Raw genomic sequence first — 16,484 nt, forward strand, 5'->3', positions numbered from 1 at the left:
TGCCTTTAGCTAACGGTTACAATGACCTTCACCGCTCGGGACTCGAACCCTAAAGCGTGCGCACATGCCGGGCACACAAAAATGCGGAACAACTTATGACTCCAGTTGTTCCGCATTTTTCTTTTCACTATAAGTAGCTGCTGTACCTTTTCTCCAGACGTTCCTGCATGAACCCGATTACGATACAGACCGGCCAGTAGATGAAGGCAACCAACAGATACATGGTCATGGCATCAAATTCCCTGCCGGCGACTATCTGCGTCTTCTGGAACAGTTCCGGCACGGTAATGACTGCTGCCAGCGAAGTTGCTTTGACGATGTCCATGAATACATTGGTCAGCGGCGGAATGGCAATCCTGGTGGCCTGGGGCAGGATGATTTTCCTTAAGGCCGTCCAGTAGCCGATGTTCAAAGCCTTTGCCGATTCCCACTGACCCTCGTCGATACTGTTCAGCGAGGAACGGTCGATTTCCGCAATATAGGCGGCACTGTTGAGGCCGAAGCCGAGAATGGCCGCCGTGATGGCATTGAATTCGATACCGACAACCGGCAGGCCGAAATAAAGGATGAACAGAAACACAAGCATCGGCGTACCGCGCATGAAGGAGATATAGATTCTCGACGGCCAGCGGAGAAGCAGTTTCTGCGACCCCCGCGCCAAGGCCAGGAAAAGCCCCAGCACCAGACCGATCGCCATCCCTGCAATTGCAATCAGCAAGGTGACCGGCAGACCCTCCAGGACAAAAGGCAGACTGCGCCAGGCAAGTTCCACATCAAACAGGCCGCCGAAATCGAAGCCATTTACACTCATCATCAACTCTCCTTACAGATCCAGTCCTTCCAGCTCTTCAATCTCCTCTTCCGGAGGGCGGGAGGCGTCTTCTTCATAGAATTTGATGGCCAGTTCTGTCAGTGTGCCGTCTTCCCGCATCTCTTCAAGCGCACTATTGATCTCTTCCGTCAGCTTGTCCGCACCTTTCGGAATGACTACCGCCTGTTCCGTCGGATGGAATTTCAATTCAGGATGAAGATGGATATCGAATTGTGGAAATCCTGCGACACCGAACTTCGTCAGGAAATAATCGTTGATTACGACGTCTGTCCGGCCGTTATGTACATCACGCAGGTATGCCTCGTTCGGTGCATTCCCGTATGTTATGACTTCGGCCCCGAAGTGTTCGGCAATCTGACTGTAGATTGTCGTGGCACCCCCGCCAGCCTTCTTCCCTTCCAAATCTTCCAAGGAGTGGATGCCGGAATTGTCCTCTTCTCTCACAGCCATGGTAGTATAGGAATATTTATATGGCTCACTGAAGTTGAACTCCTCTTTCCGCTTATCGGTGGCTTCAATGTCATTGGCAGCTACATCGATCCGCCCGTTTTGGACGGCTGGGAGCATGCTGTCGATGCCCATGATTTCAAAAGAAACATCCAGTCCCAACCGTTCGGCTACCTCTCTCATCAATTCCACATCATAGCCTGTCAGCTGGTCCTGGCTTTCGCCTTCCCCCTCGTAATAGGAAGCAGCAATCAAGGTTCCAGACGTTCCTACCACCAATTCTCCAGATTCCTGGATTTCCTCCCACCTCTGATCCGTACTTTCTTCTGATCCACTATCGCTCTGCTCATTTGATTGCCCACAGGCACTCAACAGTACCAGCAAGGAACTCAATAGGAACAGATAAAAATATGTCTTTTTCAATGGAATACCTCCTCAATCATATAGTTTGTTCGTCCATAGGCTCCCGGACCCTTTCAGTTTTAGAGGTCCAATCCTTCTACCTCTTCTATTTCTTCGTCCGGTTTCTGTGAAGCATCTTCCTCAAAGAATTCTATTGCCAGTTCGGAAAGTGTACCATCCTGGCGCATCTCTTTCAAAGCATCATTGATTTTCTCTGTCATTGCCTCTGCACCTTTTGGAATGACGATTGCCTGCTCTGTCGGACGGAATCGCAGGTCCGGATGCAAATGGATATCGAGTTCCGGAAACTCGGCAATTCCGAATTTCTGCAGATAATAATCATTGATCACTACATCGGTCCGACCATTATGTACGTCTGTCAAATAGGCTTCATTCGGCGCATTTCCATAGGTGACGACTTCCGCTCCATAATGTTCAGCTATCTGACTGTATACCGTAGTGGCCCCGCCACCGGCCTTCTTCCCTTCCAGGTCTTCCAAGGATTCGATACCCGAATTGTCTTCTTTTCGGACAACCATCGTCGTGTAAGAATACTTGTATGGATCACTGAAATTGAACTCCTCTTTTCGTGTATCAGTAGGCTCGATATCATTGATGGCCACATCCGCACGGCCATTTTTCACGGCGGTAAGCATGCTGTCGACACCCATGATCTCGAATGAAATATCCAGGTCGAGCCGTTCTGCCACTTCCCGGATCACTTCTACATTATACCCGGTCAGATTATCTTGATTCTCCTCTTCCCCTTCATAATAGGAAGCAGGAAACAATGTGCCTGAGGTTGCTACAACCAACTCGCCAGACTGCTGGACATCTGCCCATCTTTCATCCTGGCTGTTTCCCCCTGCATCGTCCTGACTGCCGGAGCTGCCACAAGCGGCTAACACAACCGTAACTGCAAGCAGCAGATATATCAGATGCTTCATTTTTTCGCCCCTTTTCTAACCTGTTATACAAAATTCATAAAATTTATGATAACAGTTTTCCCTACAATAATCAAAGGTTGTTTTCCTGTATTATCCATAATGTGCTTCAAGGAAAAACAAGGGTTTTTAAATTTACGGAATTTTTATGAATTTAGTATTCACTTTCCGGCTGGCAAACACTATAATTAAAACAGGTACAAATTGATAATGATTTTAATCTGAAAGGAGCTTTGAGTTTATGACCAGTGATTCAACTGCCCTCCAACCAGAAGTACCAGAACAAAACAACGATCCAGACAGAACTGTAAGCTTGTTTGCAAAAATAAAAGAACATGGGGAACTCATTGCTGCCCTTGTAAGCGGGGCGATCATCCTGTCGGCTTGGATGATGGGAGACCAGCTATCCCAAACATTATGGGTCAACCTCCATCTGACAGCCTTCGTCATTGGTGGTTATGCCAAGGCGAAAGAAGGCATCACGGATACCATCCGCACCAAAGAACTGAATGTAGAAATGTTGATGATATTTGCAGCCATCGGTTCAGCAGCTATCGGGTATTGGACAGAAGGCGCGATCCTCATTTTCATCTTCGCCTTATCAGGGGCATTGGAAACCTACACGATGAACAAAAGCAATAAAGAAATAGCATCCCTGATGGATCTGCAGCCGGAAGAAGCTGTACTGCTCAAAGGCGGGGAGGAATCCATTGTCCCTGTCAAAGAACTGGCAGTCGACGATGTCATCTTTGTCCGTGCAGGCGAACGGATCCCTGCCGATGGACAGATCATCAAAGGGGCCACTTCCGTAGATGAAAGTGCCATCACCGGTGAGTCGATGCCCGTCCGGAAAGCGAACAAAGAAGATGTCTATGCCGGGACTGTCGCCTTGGATGGTTCTATTACGGTTTCCATCACTACCAAACCGGACGATACATTGTTCCAGAAAATCATCCAGATGGTCCAGAACGCACAAGATGAGAAATCTCCATCCCAATTGTTCATTGAAAAATTCGAAGGGAAATATGTAAAAGCGGTCCTGGCTGCCGTCGCATTGACGATGGTTATGCCTGCCCTACTGTTCGGCTGGTCCTGGTCGGATAGCATCTACCGGGCGATGATCCTCCTGGTTGTCGCCTCCCCTTGTGCCCTGGTAGCTTCCATCATGCCTGCTACACTTTCGGCCATTTCCAACAGTGCAAGAAGCGGGGTGCTGTTCAAAGGCGGGGTCCACTTGGAGAATCTCGGGCATGTCCATGCCATCGCTTTCGACAAAACAGGCACTTTGACGAATGGAAAACCAGTAGTGACAGACGCCTATTTCAATAAGGATTTTGATAGACACAAAGTCATTTCCATTGTTGCTGCCATCGAAAAGGAATCCACCCATCCACTGGCAGCAGCCTTGACCTCTTATGGCGAGGACGTCCTCTCCGCTGCTCCGAAAATGGATGTCCATCATATGACGACCGTCAGCGGCCAGGGTGTTTTTGCTTATATCGACGGACAGAAGTGGGAAATCGGCGGGCCTGGATTCATTGGAAAAGAACTGGTGGAAAACTTCCAGGACGGCATTGCTGCTGACCTGGCATCCGAGGGCAAAACCGTCGTGTTGGCCAAAACAGGAAACCGGATTGCCGGTGTCTTCGCCTTGAAGGACACCGTACGGAACACGACAAAAAGGGCGATCAAACAGCTGAAGGAGCAGGGAATTCATACGATCATGCTGACGGGGGACAATGAAATTACAGCCAGAGCGGTCGCTGAAGAGGTTGGAGTCGATCGTTATATCTCCAATTGCCTGCCTGGTGAAAAAGTGGAGCATGTAAAAGAACTGATGGATGAATATGGAAATGTGGCTATGGTCGGAGACGGCATCAATGACGCTCCCGCCCTCGCCACTGCAAATATCGGCGTAGCGATGGGTGAAGGGACGGATGTAGCGCTCGAAACTTCCGATATGGTGCTGATGAAAAACGACCTGTCCCGCATCACTGGTGCCACCAGCTTATCCAGCCGGATGAATCGTGTAATCAAACAGAATATCGTTTTTTCCATCGCTGTCATCGTTGTCTTGATTTTCTCGAATTTCTTCCAGGTCATTGACCTTCCACTAGGTGTCATCGGCCATGAAGGGAGCACCATCCTGGTTATTCTGAACGGTCTGCGGCTGCTGCAATAGCAGCCTCACCCGGCCGGGCGCCGGCGCTTGCGCAGGGCTGCGTTCAAGAAACCTCCAGCCATGATGATGATCCCTGAAATATAGAACCAGATCATCAGGACAATCACCGCTCCCAGACTCCCGTACGTTGCGGAGTAGTTTCCCATGTTATTGACATAAAAGGAAAAACCGAGGGATACGAGCTGCCAGCTGAAGGTAGCAAAGAGAGCTCCCCAAATGCAATTTTTGAAGTAGATGCGCTTGTTCGGCGCCAATTTGTAAAGCGAAACGAACACGATGAAAAAGATGACGGAAGAAATCACATAGCGCAATGTTTCCCAAACGGCGAGAAATCCTTCCGACAGACCGAACAGGGAAAAGATGTACACGCCGATCATCCTCCCGAATACAGGCAATAACAATGCAATACAGATGACAGAGACCATGGCGACAGTCAGGACGATCGCGATCAGCCTGGATACAAAAAAAGAGCGGTTCTCCCCTACATCATAGGCTCTGTTGAACGACCGGGTAAGTGCATTGATTGCATTCGAAGCCGCCCAAAGCGTGCCAATGAGACCGACAGACAGCAAACCGCCATTATATTCATTCAAGAGATTGGTGACATTGGTATTGATCAACTCCATGATCTGGTCTGGTGCATAATCCCCGATCATCCCGATCACCGACTGCATATCGACCGGCAGGTAGCCGATCAGGTTCAGCAGAAACAATAAAAAAGGGAAGAGTGACAAAAGGAAAAAGTAAGCCAGTTGTGCTGCCAGGCCGAAGACATCCTCTTCCATCATTCTCTGATACACCTGTTTGCCAACCGAAACCATATCCTTCATGCCGACTCCCCCATCATTTCTTATTGATCGAGTTCTTCGAGCTGTTTCACTTCACCGTTTCTGTTTCCGGAAACTTTCTCCAACTGCCTTTCCGCTGATTCCAATGCACTGAGGACATTGGAAGCATTATCCGGAAAGCTCTCACTGAATTTATCCAGGGCCGTCCGGACGTTATGTACCGCTTCCGATGGATGCTGGGCCCAGTAAGAAGAGTTTTCCTTGACTGTATGCAGCTTCTCCGTCGTATATTCCCTTGTCTGTTTATCAAATAATGTCACAATTCCTCCGACAGCGGCACCTGTAAGGATCCCTGTCAACAATCTGCGCTTACCCATCTGCAATCTCTCCTTTATAAGTCATGTTTTTCTTTCAAAAAAGATAGGAATTGGGAACATCCTTCCTGCACCAATTGATACGTATAATCGAAATTCCCGGTATAATATGGGTCTGGAACGTTTACATCCTGCGGTTCTTCAACAAAGTCCATGAGCTTTTTGACGACGGTCCCTTCCGTTTGACGGTCCAGGCTCCTCAAATCGCTGACATTTTCTTCATCCATCGCTATGATGTAATCGAACCGTTCCCAATCCCTATCCTCAATCTGCCTTGACAAAATACCTTCATAGGAAATATTATTTTGATCCAGCAAATTTCTGGTCCCCTGGTGCGGACGGGAACCTGCATGTGTATCACTGATCCCGCTGGAATCAATCTCGATTTCACCTTCCAAGTTCTCCTTGTTGATCATATCCCTGAACACAGCTTCTGCCATTGGTGACCTGCAGATATTTCCCAGGCAGACGAACAGCACCTTAATCATCTTATCACCACCCTAATTCTATTTACATTATAATCACCAATCTAGGTGATAAGCAAAAAATATCCAGGGATAACCGCTAAATTTGCAGAATCACTTGACAATCCATTATATTTTTCGGAATATTAGTATTAATACGAACAAAGGGGGAGGAGATCATGCAAGAGGTCATTAACGCCATCAGCGGCTTTGTATGGGGGCCGCCGATGCTCATACTCATTATTGGGACAGGGATATTTTTAACGATCAGGCTGGGTTTTATGCAGTTCAAAACCCTGCCATATGCAATCAAACTGTCCTTCAGCCCGGAAAAGCAGGAGAATAAAGCCAAAGGGGATATCAGCCATTATCAGGCATTGACCACCGCGATGGCAGCAACGATCGGGACCGGTAATATCGTCGGTGTCGCCACCGCCGTCGTCCTCGGGGGCCCTGGAGCTGTATTCTGGATGTGGATTTCCGCACTCTTTGGAATGGCGACAAAGTATTCGGAAGCAATCCTTGCGGTGAAATACCGCGTCACCAACAGCAAAGGTGAAATGTCTGGAGGTCCGATGTATTACCTGGAACGCGGACTGAAGCAAAAATGGCTTGGGGTGCTTTTCGCCATTTTCGGCTCGATCGCTGCTTTCGGAATAGGCAATATGGTGCAGTCCAACGCAGTTGCTGGTGCATTGGAAACAGAGTTCAATGTCTCGACATGGGTAACAGGTATCGTGCTGACTTTACTGGTCGGATTGGTCATCCTGGGCGGAATTAAAAGCATCGGTAGAGTAACAGCCTTCTTCGTACCGATCATGGCTGTGCTTTACATACTCGGAGGACTCATCATCATGGTCATGAATTTTGATATCGTCCCGCAGGCCATCGGGCTGATATTCACCGATGCATTCACCGGCAGTGCTATCGGCGGCGGGATTTTGGGTACCGTCATCCGATATGGTGTAGCCCGCGGCGTATTCTCCAATGAAGCAGGTTTGGGGTCCGCACCGATCGCCGCAGCAGCAGCCCGGACCGATTATCCCGGCCGGCAGGCGTTGGTATCCATGACCCAAGTATTCTTTGATACCATCATCGTCTGTACGATCACTGGTACCACCATCGTCATGGCCAACATGTATGGAAACGGAGAGCTTTCCGGCGGGGACCTCACCGCCGCGTCATTCAGCTATTTCCTTGGTGATTTCGGAGCACTTGTTGTAACAATCGGTATTATACTATTTGCATTCTCCACCATGGTCGGCTGGTCCTATTACGGGGAAAAGTGTTTCTCCTACCTGTTCAATGACAAGGCGATCCCAATCTATCGAGTCGCCTTCGTACTCGCCGTATTTTACGGGGCCATTGAACAGCTGAATATCGTCTGGGGAATCGCCGATATCATGAACGCCCTCATGGCCGCGCCGAACTTGATCGGACTGCTCGGTCTCTCAGGAGTGGTCGTCTATGAAACCAAGCGCTTCCTGAAAGTAGCCAAAGAAGAAAAAGAACAAGAGAAAGCTAAAGCAAAAGGAGCCTGATCCTTCTAATAGAAAAAGCTGCCTCCATCCACGTGGAGGCAGCTTTTTTATGTAGCGTCCGATGACTGTGCGTGGTAATTCATTTGGGCTCCGATTTGTCTCCGGCGGATATCCTGCATCTCCTGCCGATAACGATGTGCTTCGGCGGATATCCTCCGCCTGCTGCCGATAACGACGCGCTCCAGCCGATTTCCTGCTCCTTCTGCCGATAACACCGCGCTAACGCGGATTTCCTGCATCTCCTGCTGATAACGACGCGCTCCGGCGGATATCCTGCATCTCCTGCCGATAACACCGCGCTCCGGCGGATTTCCTGCTCCTCCTGCCGATAACGCTGCGCTTCCGCGGATTCCCGCGCCTCCTGCTGATAACACCGCGCTCCGGCGGATTTCCTGCATCTCCTGCCGATAACGCCGTGCTACCGCGGATTCCACGCGCCTCCTGCTGATAACACCGCGCTACCGCGGATTCCACTCGCCTCCTGCCGATAACGCCGTGCTACCGCGGATTCCCCGCACCTCCTGCTGATAACACCGCGCTAACGCGGATTCCACTCGCCTCCTGCCGATAACGCCGTGCTACCGCGGATTCCCCGCACCTCCTGCCGATAACGACGCTCTAACGCCGATTTCCTGCTCCTTCTGCCGATAACACCGCGCTAACGCGGATTTCCTGCATCTCCTGCTGATTACGACGCGCTCCGGCGGATATCCTGCATCTCCTGCCGATAACACCGCGCTCCGGCGGATTTCCTGCTCCTCCTGCTGATAACACCGCGCTAACGCGGATTCCACGCGCCTCCTGCCGATAACGACGCGCTTCCGCCGATTCCACGCGCCTCCTGCTGATAACGGCGCGCTCCAGCTGATTTCCCGCCCCTCCTGCTGATAACGACGCGCTCCGGCGGATATCCCGCGTCTCCTGCCGATAACGACGCGCTCCCACGGATATCCTCCGCCTCCTGCCGCATGTCAGCCAGCACTTCAAGCAATCGGCTTAATGCATTGTTCATCGTTGTTCTTCGCTGTGTTCACATAATTGGCCACATCATAGGCCGTAAAATCCTCATCATGCAGCGACTCCAAAAACTCCCCCGCCTCGTTCGGCGGCATTTTCTCCGGCTTGATCCAATCATCTTCTTTCTCCTTTGGCAGGATAATCGGCATCCGATGATGGATTTCCTGCATGAAAGGGTTGGCTTCCTTGGTAAGGATGGTACAGGTGAACAGTGTTTTTCCATCATGGTTCCACTTATCCCACAGACCGGCAAATGCGAATAAGCCGCGGTCTTTCAGCTGGATCCGTTTCGGTTGTTTTCCCTCTTCCGTTTTCATCCATTCATAAAAACTGTCAGCGACAATCAGGCAGCGCTTGCGGGACATCAGCTGTTTGAAGCTCGGTTTCTTGTGTGCTGTCTCACTTCTGGCATTGATCATTTTATAGCCGATGCGTTCATCTTCCGCCCAGGAAGGCACCAACCCCCACCGCAGATAGCCTGCCCTCTTCTCGTTTCCATCATGGATGACAGCGAGCACATCCTGCCCTGGGGCTATATTATAACTAGGATGGTAATTTTCCACCGGCTGGTCGATCCCGAACTCCTGCAAGATCTCCAATTCATCGGCAAGCAAGGTATATCTTCCGCACATGTTTTCTCCCTCCTTGCTTCTAAAATATACTAAGATCCCATTTGTTGGCAATATGCCGCAATAGCCGGATTCCCGCAATGCTGTTCCCCTGTTTATCCAGGGCCGGGCCGTATACGCCGATTCCACAGCCATCAATGAATGGCAGTTCCTCGTCACGGACCCTAGCCGGTGCAAGGGCGATGATCCCGCCGGCTACTCCACTTTTTGCGGGAATGCCGACATATGCCGCGAACTTTCCGGATGCATCATACATTCCACAGGTCAACATCAATGCCTTGGCAAGACGGGCAACCTGACGCGGGATGATTTCTTCCTCTGTGGAAGGGTCGAATCCGTCATTCGCCAAAATCATGCCGATTCTGGCCAGGTCATCAATGGTCACTTCTATGGAACACTGCTTGAAATAGGCCTCCAATGTGATATTCAGGTCGTCCTCCAGATACCCCATTTCCAGCAGATAGTAGCCGATTGCCCGGTTCCGCATGGATGTGTCCCTTTCCGATTCATAGACATCAATGTCCAGATGCGGCCGGTACCCCAGCATCTTTTCCAACAGATTGAACAAAGATTCCAGCTTCTGGTCGGACGACTTTCCTTCCAGCATGGAAGCCACTGTGATCGCTCCAGCGTTCACCAGGGGATTGAAAGGTTTTTTCAGCTGTTTCATCTCCAGATGCATGATGGAATTGAAGGCTTCTCCGGTAGGTTCGACATCCACCCGGTCAAGCACATAGCCGATGCCCCGTTCCATACAGGCCACAATAAAGCTTAATACCTTGGAGATACTCTGGATGGTGAAAGGAACATCTACATCCCCGGAGCGGATATTGGTCCCATTCTTGCCGACAATGGAAATTCCCAGATGGTCGGCATTCGCTTCCTGGAGGACAGGTATATAAGATGCCACCTCCCCATCACTTGTATGTTTCCGATAGAATGCAACCCAGTCATCTATATATTGCTGCAGCCATTCCTCTGTCGTTTCAGTATTCCAGTTAGTGGCACCTTGTACCAATATGATCACCTCGCATATAGTATGTGTATCCAGTGGGAAAACAATCGTTTTTTCCTTCTAATTGCATGTTACCCTTTAACCTATGAGGGCAATCGTATAGTGTTCAAATTGATGCAGCAATCTTCCACAGCAGCGCCATGTTTCCTTCAGCTGCCGTGCATCCAAAAGGAGGTTTATCTGCCAGAAAAAAAGGGTATATAAAAAGGAGACTGATTTCGCATCAGTCTCCTAAAAGAAAATCTATTATTTGCCAATGAACTGCTGTGTCCAGTGGTTCCCATCTTCTACATATCCTACACCGATATGAGTGTAGTCGGCATTCAGGATGTTGGCACGGTGGCCTTCACTGTTCATCCATCCATTAACCACTTCTTCCGGTGTGCGCTGCCCTTTGGCAATGTTTTCACCGGCAGTACGGTACTCGATGCCGAAGCTTTTCATCATATCGAATGGAGAACCATAGTTTGGACTGTTGTGGGCAAAATAGTTGCTTGTTGCCATGTCACGGGATTTTTCCCGGGCTACTTTGCTCAATTCCGTGTCGATCTTCAATGGGCTCAAGCCTTGCTTCGCTCTTTCCTGGTTGGTCAGTTCTACTACTTCCTGTTCAAATTGGTTCAGTTCCTGTGATGCAGTTGGAGTCTGCTCCTGTTGTTCAGATGCAGGCTGTTGAGGTGCTGGTGCCTCTGGCTGTTCCACTTGCTCTTCTGCTTGTTCAGGTTGTGGCTGTTCTTCTTTCTGCTCAGGCTGTTCATTCTTTGGCTGTTCTTCTTTTTGTTCAGGCTGTTCATTTTGTTCAGGCTTTGGCTGCTCTTCTTTTGGTTGCTCAGGCTTTTCAGCTTGTGGCTGTTCTTCCTGTGCAGGTTCTTTCGGCTCCTGTTCAGCAGGCTCTTCTTTTTCTTCTGCAGGCTGCTCAGGTGCTGGTGTTTCTTCTGAGTGTTCAGGCTTGTCTTCCTGTTTGTTGCCTTCTTTGAAGATCTTCTCCCAGTCTATTTGATTCCAATCAATATTCAACTGGCTCAATGCTTTATCTACCACTTTGTTCATATCAGACTCTGAGAAATTGCCTCCCAGATAGTTGACAGAGTAATAGATTTTATGGTTATTTCCTGCATTCTGCCCTTCTTTAGAAAAAGCATCTGCTGTGGAAGTGAATGCTCCACTGAATAGTAATGCTGTTGATAAAGCAGTGACTACACTTAGTTTCTTAAACAATTGCTGCACTCTCCTTTTGGGTTTGTTTTTTTGACAAATTCATCATAGCACGGCTTTCCTGTAATAATTATGGCAGCCATTGCCAGACCCCCTGGCCAGAAATCCAATATCCCCCTCGTTATACAAAAACCCTTGCACCGATAGGGATTGCTAGATAACCAGATTGAGGGCAGTTTGCCACCACATGGGGAAACTACCATATTTTGTCGAAATAAACGGCTTGACACCTTTCTGAATTCCCTGTTTTTATTACAAACACCCAGAAATTGTAATGTTATTGTTACTTGATTTTATGTCGCACCATCGTTACTTTTAATAGTAGGGAAAAAGAAACATCGTATATTGCCAACATATATCATTTTCTTTTCTACCATTCTATGAAACATAACCGACACGAAAAAAATATAGGAAAAAATGTCATCATTGGAGGAACACTTTATGCCCATGTTATCTAATGCAGAACTCGGAATTGACTTAGGTACCGCCAACGTCCTGATCTATTCAAAATCAAAAGGTGTTGTATTGAACGAACCATCTGTCGTGGCCATCGACGTGAATACCAAAAAAGTTGTCGCTGTAGGGGCGGAAGCCAAAGAAATGGTAGGAAAAACACCTCAGAACATCATTCCCATCCGTCCATTGAAAGACGGTGTCATTGCCGACTATGATGTGACAGCCCAAATGCTGAAAGAATTACTGAAAAAAGTGAGCAAACAGGTTGGCGCTTCCATGAGAAAGCCGACCGTCGTCGTATGTACGCCATCCGGCAGTACGACCGTCGAGCGTCGTGCCATCCATAATGCTGTATCCAGCTATGGTGCAAAGCAGGTACATCTGATTGAAGAGCCTGTGGCAGCAGCCATTGGAGCTGACCTCCCGGTAGACGAGCCAATCGCCAATGTGATCGTCGATATCGGGGGAGGTACATCCGAAGTAGGGATCATCTCCTTCGGTGGAGTTGTTTCCTGTAACTCCGTCCGTACAGGCGGAGACAAAATGGATGAAGAGATCGTCCAGCATATCCGCAAGAACTATAACGTTCTCATCGGGGAACGTACTGCGGAGAATATCAAAATGGAGATCGGCAATGCCCTCCCCGACCACAAGGAAGAAACCATGGATATCCGCGGACGTGATATGGTCACAGGCTTGCCGAAGACAGTCTCCATCACATCTACAGAAATCCATTCTGCCTTGAGGGAATCACTGGAACAGCTGTTGGAGACTATCCGTGCCACACTGGAAAGTTGTCCTCCTGAGCTGAGCGGAGATATTGTCGACCACGGTATCGTCCTTACCGGGGGCGGCGCCCTGCTCAAAGGCATGAAGGATTGGCTCTCCAACGAAATCAGCGTGCCTGTCCACCTGGCACCAAATCCACTGGAGTCGGTAGCCATCGGAACCGGCCGCGCCCTTAAAATGATCGAAAAGCTGGAAAAAGCAGCGAAATAAACAACCTTCAAACCCTGCCTCCATAAGGAAGCAGGGTTTTCTATAGGAAAAAGACAGCTGCTCCAATCCGTCCTTCCCACCTTTTCCAAAAAAAGTCCAAGAAACCGTTTACAATATTTCTGAATTCATGTACAATAAAGATAATTAAATCATGGCAAAGCGTCTCCGCGTATATTCCCATGATTGATCCGAACACTCGGGTCCATTTTTTAAAACCAAAACCAAAACCTACTGCCTAGCCTGTTCACAATTCCACACCGGAAATTGTCCCAACAGGTAAGAACCAGTTCCATGATGAATTACAGTATCCATCTGTAATCCATTGGAGCTGGTTTTTTTATGACAGAACAGCCTCATCCCATCTTATAGAAAGGAGGCCGGCAGATGAGTGGTGCGTTGGAGCATATCAAAGTGCTGGACCTGTCCCGTGTGCTTGCTGGCCCGTACTGCACCATGATCCTCGGTGATCTTGGGGCGGAAATCCTGAAAGTCGAGGCGCCAGGCGGAAGTGACGATACCCGGAAGTGGGGGCCCCCTTTCCAAAAGGACGTGAGCGCCTACTACCTCTGCGCCAATCGCAATAAGAAAGGCATCACGGTTGACCTGAAGACGAAAGAAGGAGTCGAAACCATCAAGGAACTGGTCCAAGAGAGTGATATCATCATCCATAACTTCAAGTCAGGAACCATGGAAAAATTCGGCTTGGACTACGATACATTGGAAAAAATCAATCCCGGAATCGTCTACTGTTCCATAACCGGCTTCGGAGAAACTGGCCCCTATAAACAAATGCCCGGCTATGATTTCATCATCCAGGCGATGAGCGGTCTGATGAGCATCACCGGGGACTCTGAATCAGGCCCACAGAAAGTCGGGGTGGCCATCACCGACATACTTACCGGCTTATATGCCTGCATCGGTATCCAAGGAGCACTCCTGGAGCGTACGATGTCCGGCCGCGGCCAAAAGCTGGACCTGTCCCTTTATGATTCTGCTGTAAGTTCCCTGGTCAATATCGGGAGCAATTATCTGATGTCCGGCAACGTACCGCAAGCACTCGGAAACCATCATGCCAACATCGTTCCCTACCAGACATTCCAGGCAAGCGACAAGGAAATGGTCATCGCCGTAGGAAATGACCATCAATACCAGGCACTATGCCGTCTGATGGGACGAGAGGAATATGGCAAGGATGAAAGGTTCCAAACCAATCCTGCCCGTGTCGCCCATCGGGAGGATCTGATCCCTCTGCTGGCAGCAGAGTTCAGCAAACACCCGGCCGACTACTGGCTGGAACAATGCAGAAAGCATGGAATCCCCTGCGGTCCGATCCAGACCGTTGATGAGGTTGCCACAGACCCCCAGTTGAAGGCAAGGAACATGTTCATCGAGGCAGAACATCGGACCGCAGGCACCATTCGCATGATCGGCAGTCCATTGAAGCTGTCGCGTACGCCGGTCAATGTCCAGTACGCGCCTCCCGAACCCGGTGAGCATAATGAGGAAATCCTTGACCGTACCGAATAAAACTAATAAGGAGATGAACCATATGAACTTTGAATTTACCGAAGAACAGCAAATGCTGCGCCAAACCGTCAGGAATTTTACCGATAAGGAAATCATGCCATATATCGCAGAGTGGGACCGTGAAGGACAATTCGATTCATCGATCCTGCCGAAACTCGCAGAACTAGGGTTGATGGGGGTATGCATTCCTGAAGAATACGGTGGAAGCGGCATGGACTATAATTCACTTGCCATCGTCTGTGAAGAACTGGAACGCGGAGACACTGCCTTCCGTACGGCCGTATCGGTCCATACTGGGCTGAACAGCATGACCCTCCTGCAATGGGGAAATGAAGAGCAGAAAAAGAAGTACCTGACCCCACAGGCCAAGGGAGAAAAAATCGGCGCTTTCTGTCTGACGGAGCCGGGTGCCGGGTCTGACGTAGCATCCATGCAGACGACAGCGGTAAAAGATGGCGACCATTATATTTTGAACGGTCAAAAAACATGGATCTCCCTTTGCGACATCGCTGATCATTTCCTTGTATTCGCCTATACCGGAGATAAATCGGAACGCCATAAAGGGATCTCCGCATTTATCGTGGAACGGAATTGGGAAGGATTCTCTTCCAAAGCCATCAAAGGGAAGCTCGGTATCCGGTCCGGCAACACTGGGGAAATCTTCTTTGATAACGTGAAAGTGCCGAAGGAGAACCTGCTCGGCGAAGAAGGAGAAGGGTTCAAGATTTCCATGTCCGCCCTGGATAATGGCCGTTTCACTGTAGCTGCCGGAGCTGTCGGCCAGATCATCGCCTGTCTGGAAGCCAGTGTGAAATACTGCCACGAGCGCAAGACATTCGGCAAAGAGATCGGCAAACACCAACTGGTCCAACAGATGATAGCCAATATGGAAGCTGGGCTGCAGATGAGCCGTCTGCTCGTCTATCGTGCCGGCGAATTGAAAAACCAAGGGAAACGGAATACAAGAGAAACGTCACTCGCCAAATGGCAGGCATGCGACTTCGCCAATAAAGCAGCAGATGATGCTGTCCAAGTGCACGGCGCCTATGGATTCTCGGATGAATATCCGGTAGAACGTTACCTGAGGAATTCCAAAGCACCAGTCATCTACGAAGGAACCCGTGAAATCCACACTGTCATGCAGGCTGAATATGTACTCGGTTACCGGGAAGATAAGCCGCTCAATAAAATGCTCCCTGCCTGGGAACGCGAGCTGGTAAAGTAGTTGGTCTGTTGCACGCTGGAGACCGGTTCCTCATGGAAGAACAGCAGAAACCGCTTGGGATGGAGTTATCCCAAGCGGTTTTATGTATCAGACCGTTCCTTCTTTATAGCTGGTATATTGTTTATATAAATCCTTCAGCGCGGAAACCAACGCATTTCCGGCTTTCCCGCGATAATGGGCTTTCACAGCTTCCACCGGCGCCTCAATCCCATCCTGCAGACTGTAGCCACGCAGTAGATGTTCAATGAACTGCCTGCCATGCTCCGTAGCCAGTGTGCAGTTGGCTGCAACAATCACGGCGTATTTCTTGTCAATCTCTGCGGTGATGGTCAATGTTTCATACATGCTCTGTGCGGCCATTCCGGCGGGCAGCCTGGAGTGTCCGGCAATAAAAACTGTATTCATTTTACCCCTTCCCTTCCCCTAT

General features: G+C 49.4%; 17 protein-coding genes. 5 read left to right on the top strand and 12 right to left on the bottom strand.

Going from position 1 to position 16,484, the window contains the following annotated elements:
- Positions 1 to 127: 127 nt before the first annotated feature.
- Genes ACFOGI_RS13355 through ACFOGI_RS13365 form a run of 3 tightly spaced genes read right to left on the bottom strand, consistent with a single transcriptional unit; the run spans position 128 to position 2,628 of the window.
- The gene (locus tag ACFOGI_RS13355) at positions 128 to 811 is read right to left on the bottom strand and encodes an amino acid ABC transporter permease (RefSeq protein ID WP_390273518.1); all 684 of its coding nucleotides are present in this window, start codon (positions 809 to 811) and stop codon (positions 128 to 130) included.
- A gap of 12 nt (positions 812 to 823) precedes the next feature.
- Positions 824 to 1,702: a transporter substrate-binding domain-containing protein gene (locus ACFOGI_RS13360; RefSeq protein WP_390273522.1), complete on the bottom strand. Its 879-nt coding sequence runs from the start codon at positions 1,700 to 1,702 to the stop codon at positions 824 to 826.
- A 59-nt stretch (positions 1,703 to 1,761) separates the two neighbouring features.
- Positions 1,762 to 2,628 carry a transporter substrate-binding domain-containing protein gene (locus ACFOGI_RS13365; protein ID WP_390273524.1) on the bottom strand — a complete coding sequence of 289 codons (867 nt, stop codon included), beginning with the start codon at positions 2,626 to 2,628 and terminating at the stop codon, positions 1,762 to 1,764.
- 238 nt (positions 2,629 to 2,866) lie between these two features.
- On the opposite strand from ACFOGI_RS13365, the gene ACFOGI_RS13370 reads away from it, so the two are divergent.
- On the top strand, positions 2,867 to 4,807 hold the full coding sequence (locus tag ACFOGI_RS13370; RefSeq protein WP_390273528.1) for a heavy metal translocating P-type ATPase: 1,941 nt from the start codon (positions 2,867 to 2,869) through the stop codon (positions 4,805 to 4,807).
- A gap of 5 nt (positions 4,808 to 4,812) precedes the next feature.
- Here the strand turns inward: ACFOGI_RS13370 and ACFOGI_RS13375 are convergent, their stop codons facing one another.
- Genes ACFOGI_RS13375 through ACFOGI_RS13385 form a run of 3 tightly spaced genes read right to left on the bottom strand, consistent with a single transcriptional unit; the run spans position 4,813 to position 6,457 of the window.
- Positions 4,813 to 5,637 (bottom strand): YihY/virulence factor BrkB family protein, encoded by an 825-nt coding sequence (locus tag ACFOGI_RS13375; protein ID WP_390273531.1) that lies wholly within the window; start codon positions 5,635 to 5,637, stop codon positions 4,813 to 4,815.
- 20 nt (positions 5,638 to 5,657) lie between these two features.
- A complete protein-coding gene (locus ACFOGI_RS13380; protein ID WP_390273534.1) occupies positions 5,658 to 5,972 on the bottom strand; it encodes a YtxH domain-containing protein in 315 nt (104 codons plus the stop codon).
- Between the two features lie 14 nt (positions 5,973 to 5,986).
- Complete coding sequence (locus ACFOGI_RS13385) at positions 5,987 to 6,457, bottom strand: low molecular weight protein-tyrosine-phosphatase (RefSeq protein WP_390273537.1); 471 nt, start codon at positions 6,455 to 6,457, stop codon at positions 5,987 to 5,989.
- A gap of 155 nt (positions 6,458 to 6,612) precedes the next feature.
- Between ACFOGI_RS13385 and ACFOGI_RS13390 the strand changes: the two genes are divergently transcribed.
- The gene (locus ACFOGI_RS13390) at positions 6,613 to 7,974 is read left to right on the top strand and encodes an alanine/glycine:cation symporter family protein (protein WP_390273540.1); all 1,362 of its coding nucleotides are present in this window, start codon (positions 6,613 to 6,615) and stop codon (positions 7,972 to 7,974) included.
- A gap of 47 nt (positions 7,975 to 8,021) precedes the next feature.
- On the opposite strand, the gene ACFOGI_RS13395 is transcribed toward ACFOGI_RS13390, so the two are convergent.
- The 5 genes from ACFOGI_RS13395 to ACFOGI_RS13415 form a co-directional block, all read right to left on the bottom strand.
- The gene (locus tag ACFOGI_RS13395) at positions 8,022 to 8,408 is read right to left on the bottom strand and encodes a hypothetical protein (RefSeq protein ID WP_390273542.1); all 387 of its coding nucleotides are present in this window, start codon (positions 8,406 to 8,408) and stop codon (positions 8,022 to 8,024) included.
- A gap of 184 nt (positions 8,409 to 8,592) precedes the next feature.
- On the bottom strand, positions 8,593 to 8,919 hold the full coding sequence (locus tag ACFOGI_RS13400; RefSeq protein ID WP_390273544.1) for a hypothetical protein: 327 nt from the start codon (positions 8,917 to 8,919) through the stop codon (positions 8,593 to 8,595).
- Between the two features lie 38 nt (positions 8,920 to 8,957).
- Positions 8,958 to 9,623 carry an SOS response-associated peptidase gene (locus tag ACFOGI_RS13405; RefSeq protein ID WP_390273546.1) on the bottom strand — a complete coding sequence of 222 codons (666 nt, stop codon included), beginning with the start codon at positions 9,621 to 9,623 and terminating at the stop codon, positions 8,958 to 8,960.
- A gap of 19 nt (positions 9,624 to 9,642) precedes the next feature.
- The gene (locus tag ACFOGI_RS13410; protein ID WP_390273548.1) at positions 9,643 to 10,638 is read right to left on the bottom strand and encodes a glutaminase; all 996 of its coding nucleotides are present in this window, start codon (positions 10,636 to 10,638) and stop codon (positions 9,643 to 9,645) included.
- A 243-nt stretch (positions 10,639 to 10,881) separates the two neighbouring features.
- A complete protein-coding gene (locus tag ACFOGI_RS13415) occupies positions 10,882 to 11,853 on the bottom strand; it encodes a CAP domain-containing protein (RefSeq protein WP_390273550.1) in 972 nt (323 codons plus the stop codon).
- 444 nt (positions 11,854 to 12,297) lie between these two features.
- On the opposite strand from ACFOGI_RS13415, the gene mreBH reads away from it, so the two are divergent.
- From mreBH to ACFOGI_RS13430, 3 genes are all read left to right on the top strand, one after another.
- Positions 12,298 to 13,305: a rod-share determining protein MreBH gene (gene mreBH, locus ACFOGI_RS13420; RefSeq protein ID WP_390273649.1), complete on the top strand. Its 1,008-nt coding sequence runs from the start codon at positions 12,298 to 12,300 to the stop codon at positions 13,303 to 13,305.
- 384 nt (positions 13,306 to 13,689) lie between these two features.
- A complete protein-coding gene (locus ACFOGI_RS13425) occupies positions 13,690 to 14,832 on the top strand; it encodes a CaiB/BaiF CoA transferase family protein (RefSeq protein ID WP_390273552.1) in 1,143 nt (380 codons plus the stop codon).
- Positions 14,833 to 14,854: 22 nt separating this feature from the next.
- Entirely contained in the window at positions 14,855 to 16,057 is a 1,203-nt protein-coding gene (locus ACFOGI_RS13430; protein WP_390273554.1) for an acyl-CoA dehydrogenase family protein, read from the top strand.
- An 87-nt stretch (positions 16,058 to 16,144) separates the two neighbouring features.
- Here ACFOGI_RS13430 and ACFOGI_RS13435 read toward each other — a convergent pair whose 3' ends face one another.
- The gene (locus tag ACFOGI_RS13435; RefSeq protein ID WP_390273556.1) at positions 16,145 to 16,462 is read right to left on the bottom strand and encodes a DUF3870 domain-containing protein; all 318 of its coding nucleotides are present in this window, start codon (positions 16,460 to 16,462) and stop codon (positions 16,145 to 16,147) included.
- Positions 16,463 to 16,484 lie beyond the last annotated feature (22 nt).

This window comes from Virgibacillus xinjiangensis (genome assembly GCF_042643145.1).
In the GTDB taxonomy this organism is placed as follows: Bacteria; Bacillota; Bacilli; order Bacillales; family Amphibacillaceae; genus Virgibacillus_O; species Virgibacillus_O xinjiangensis.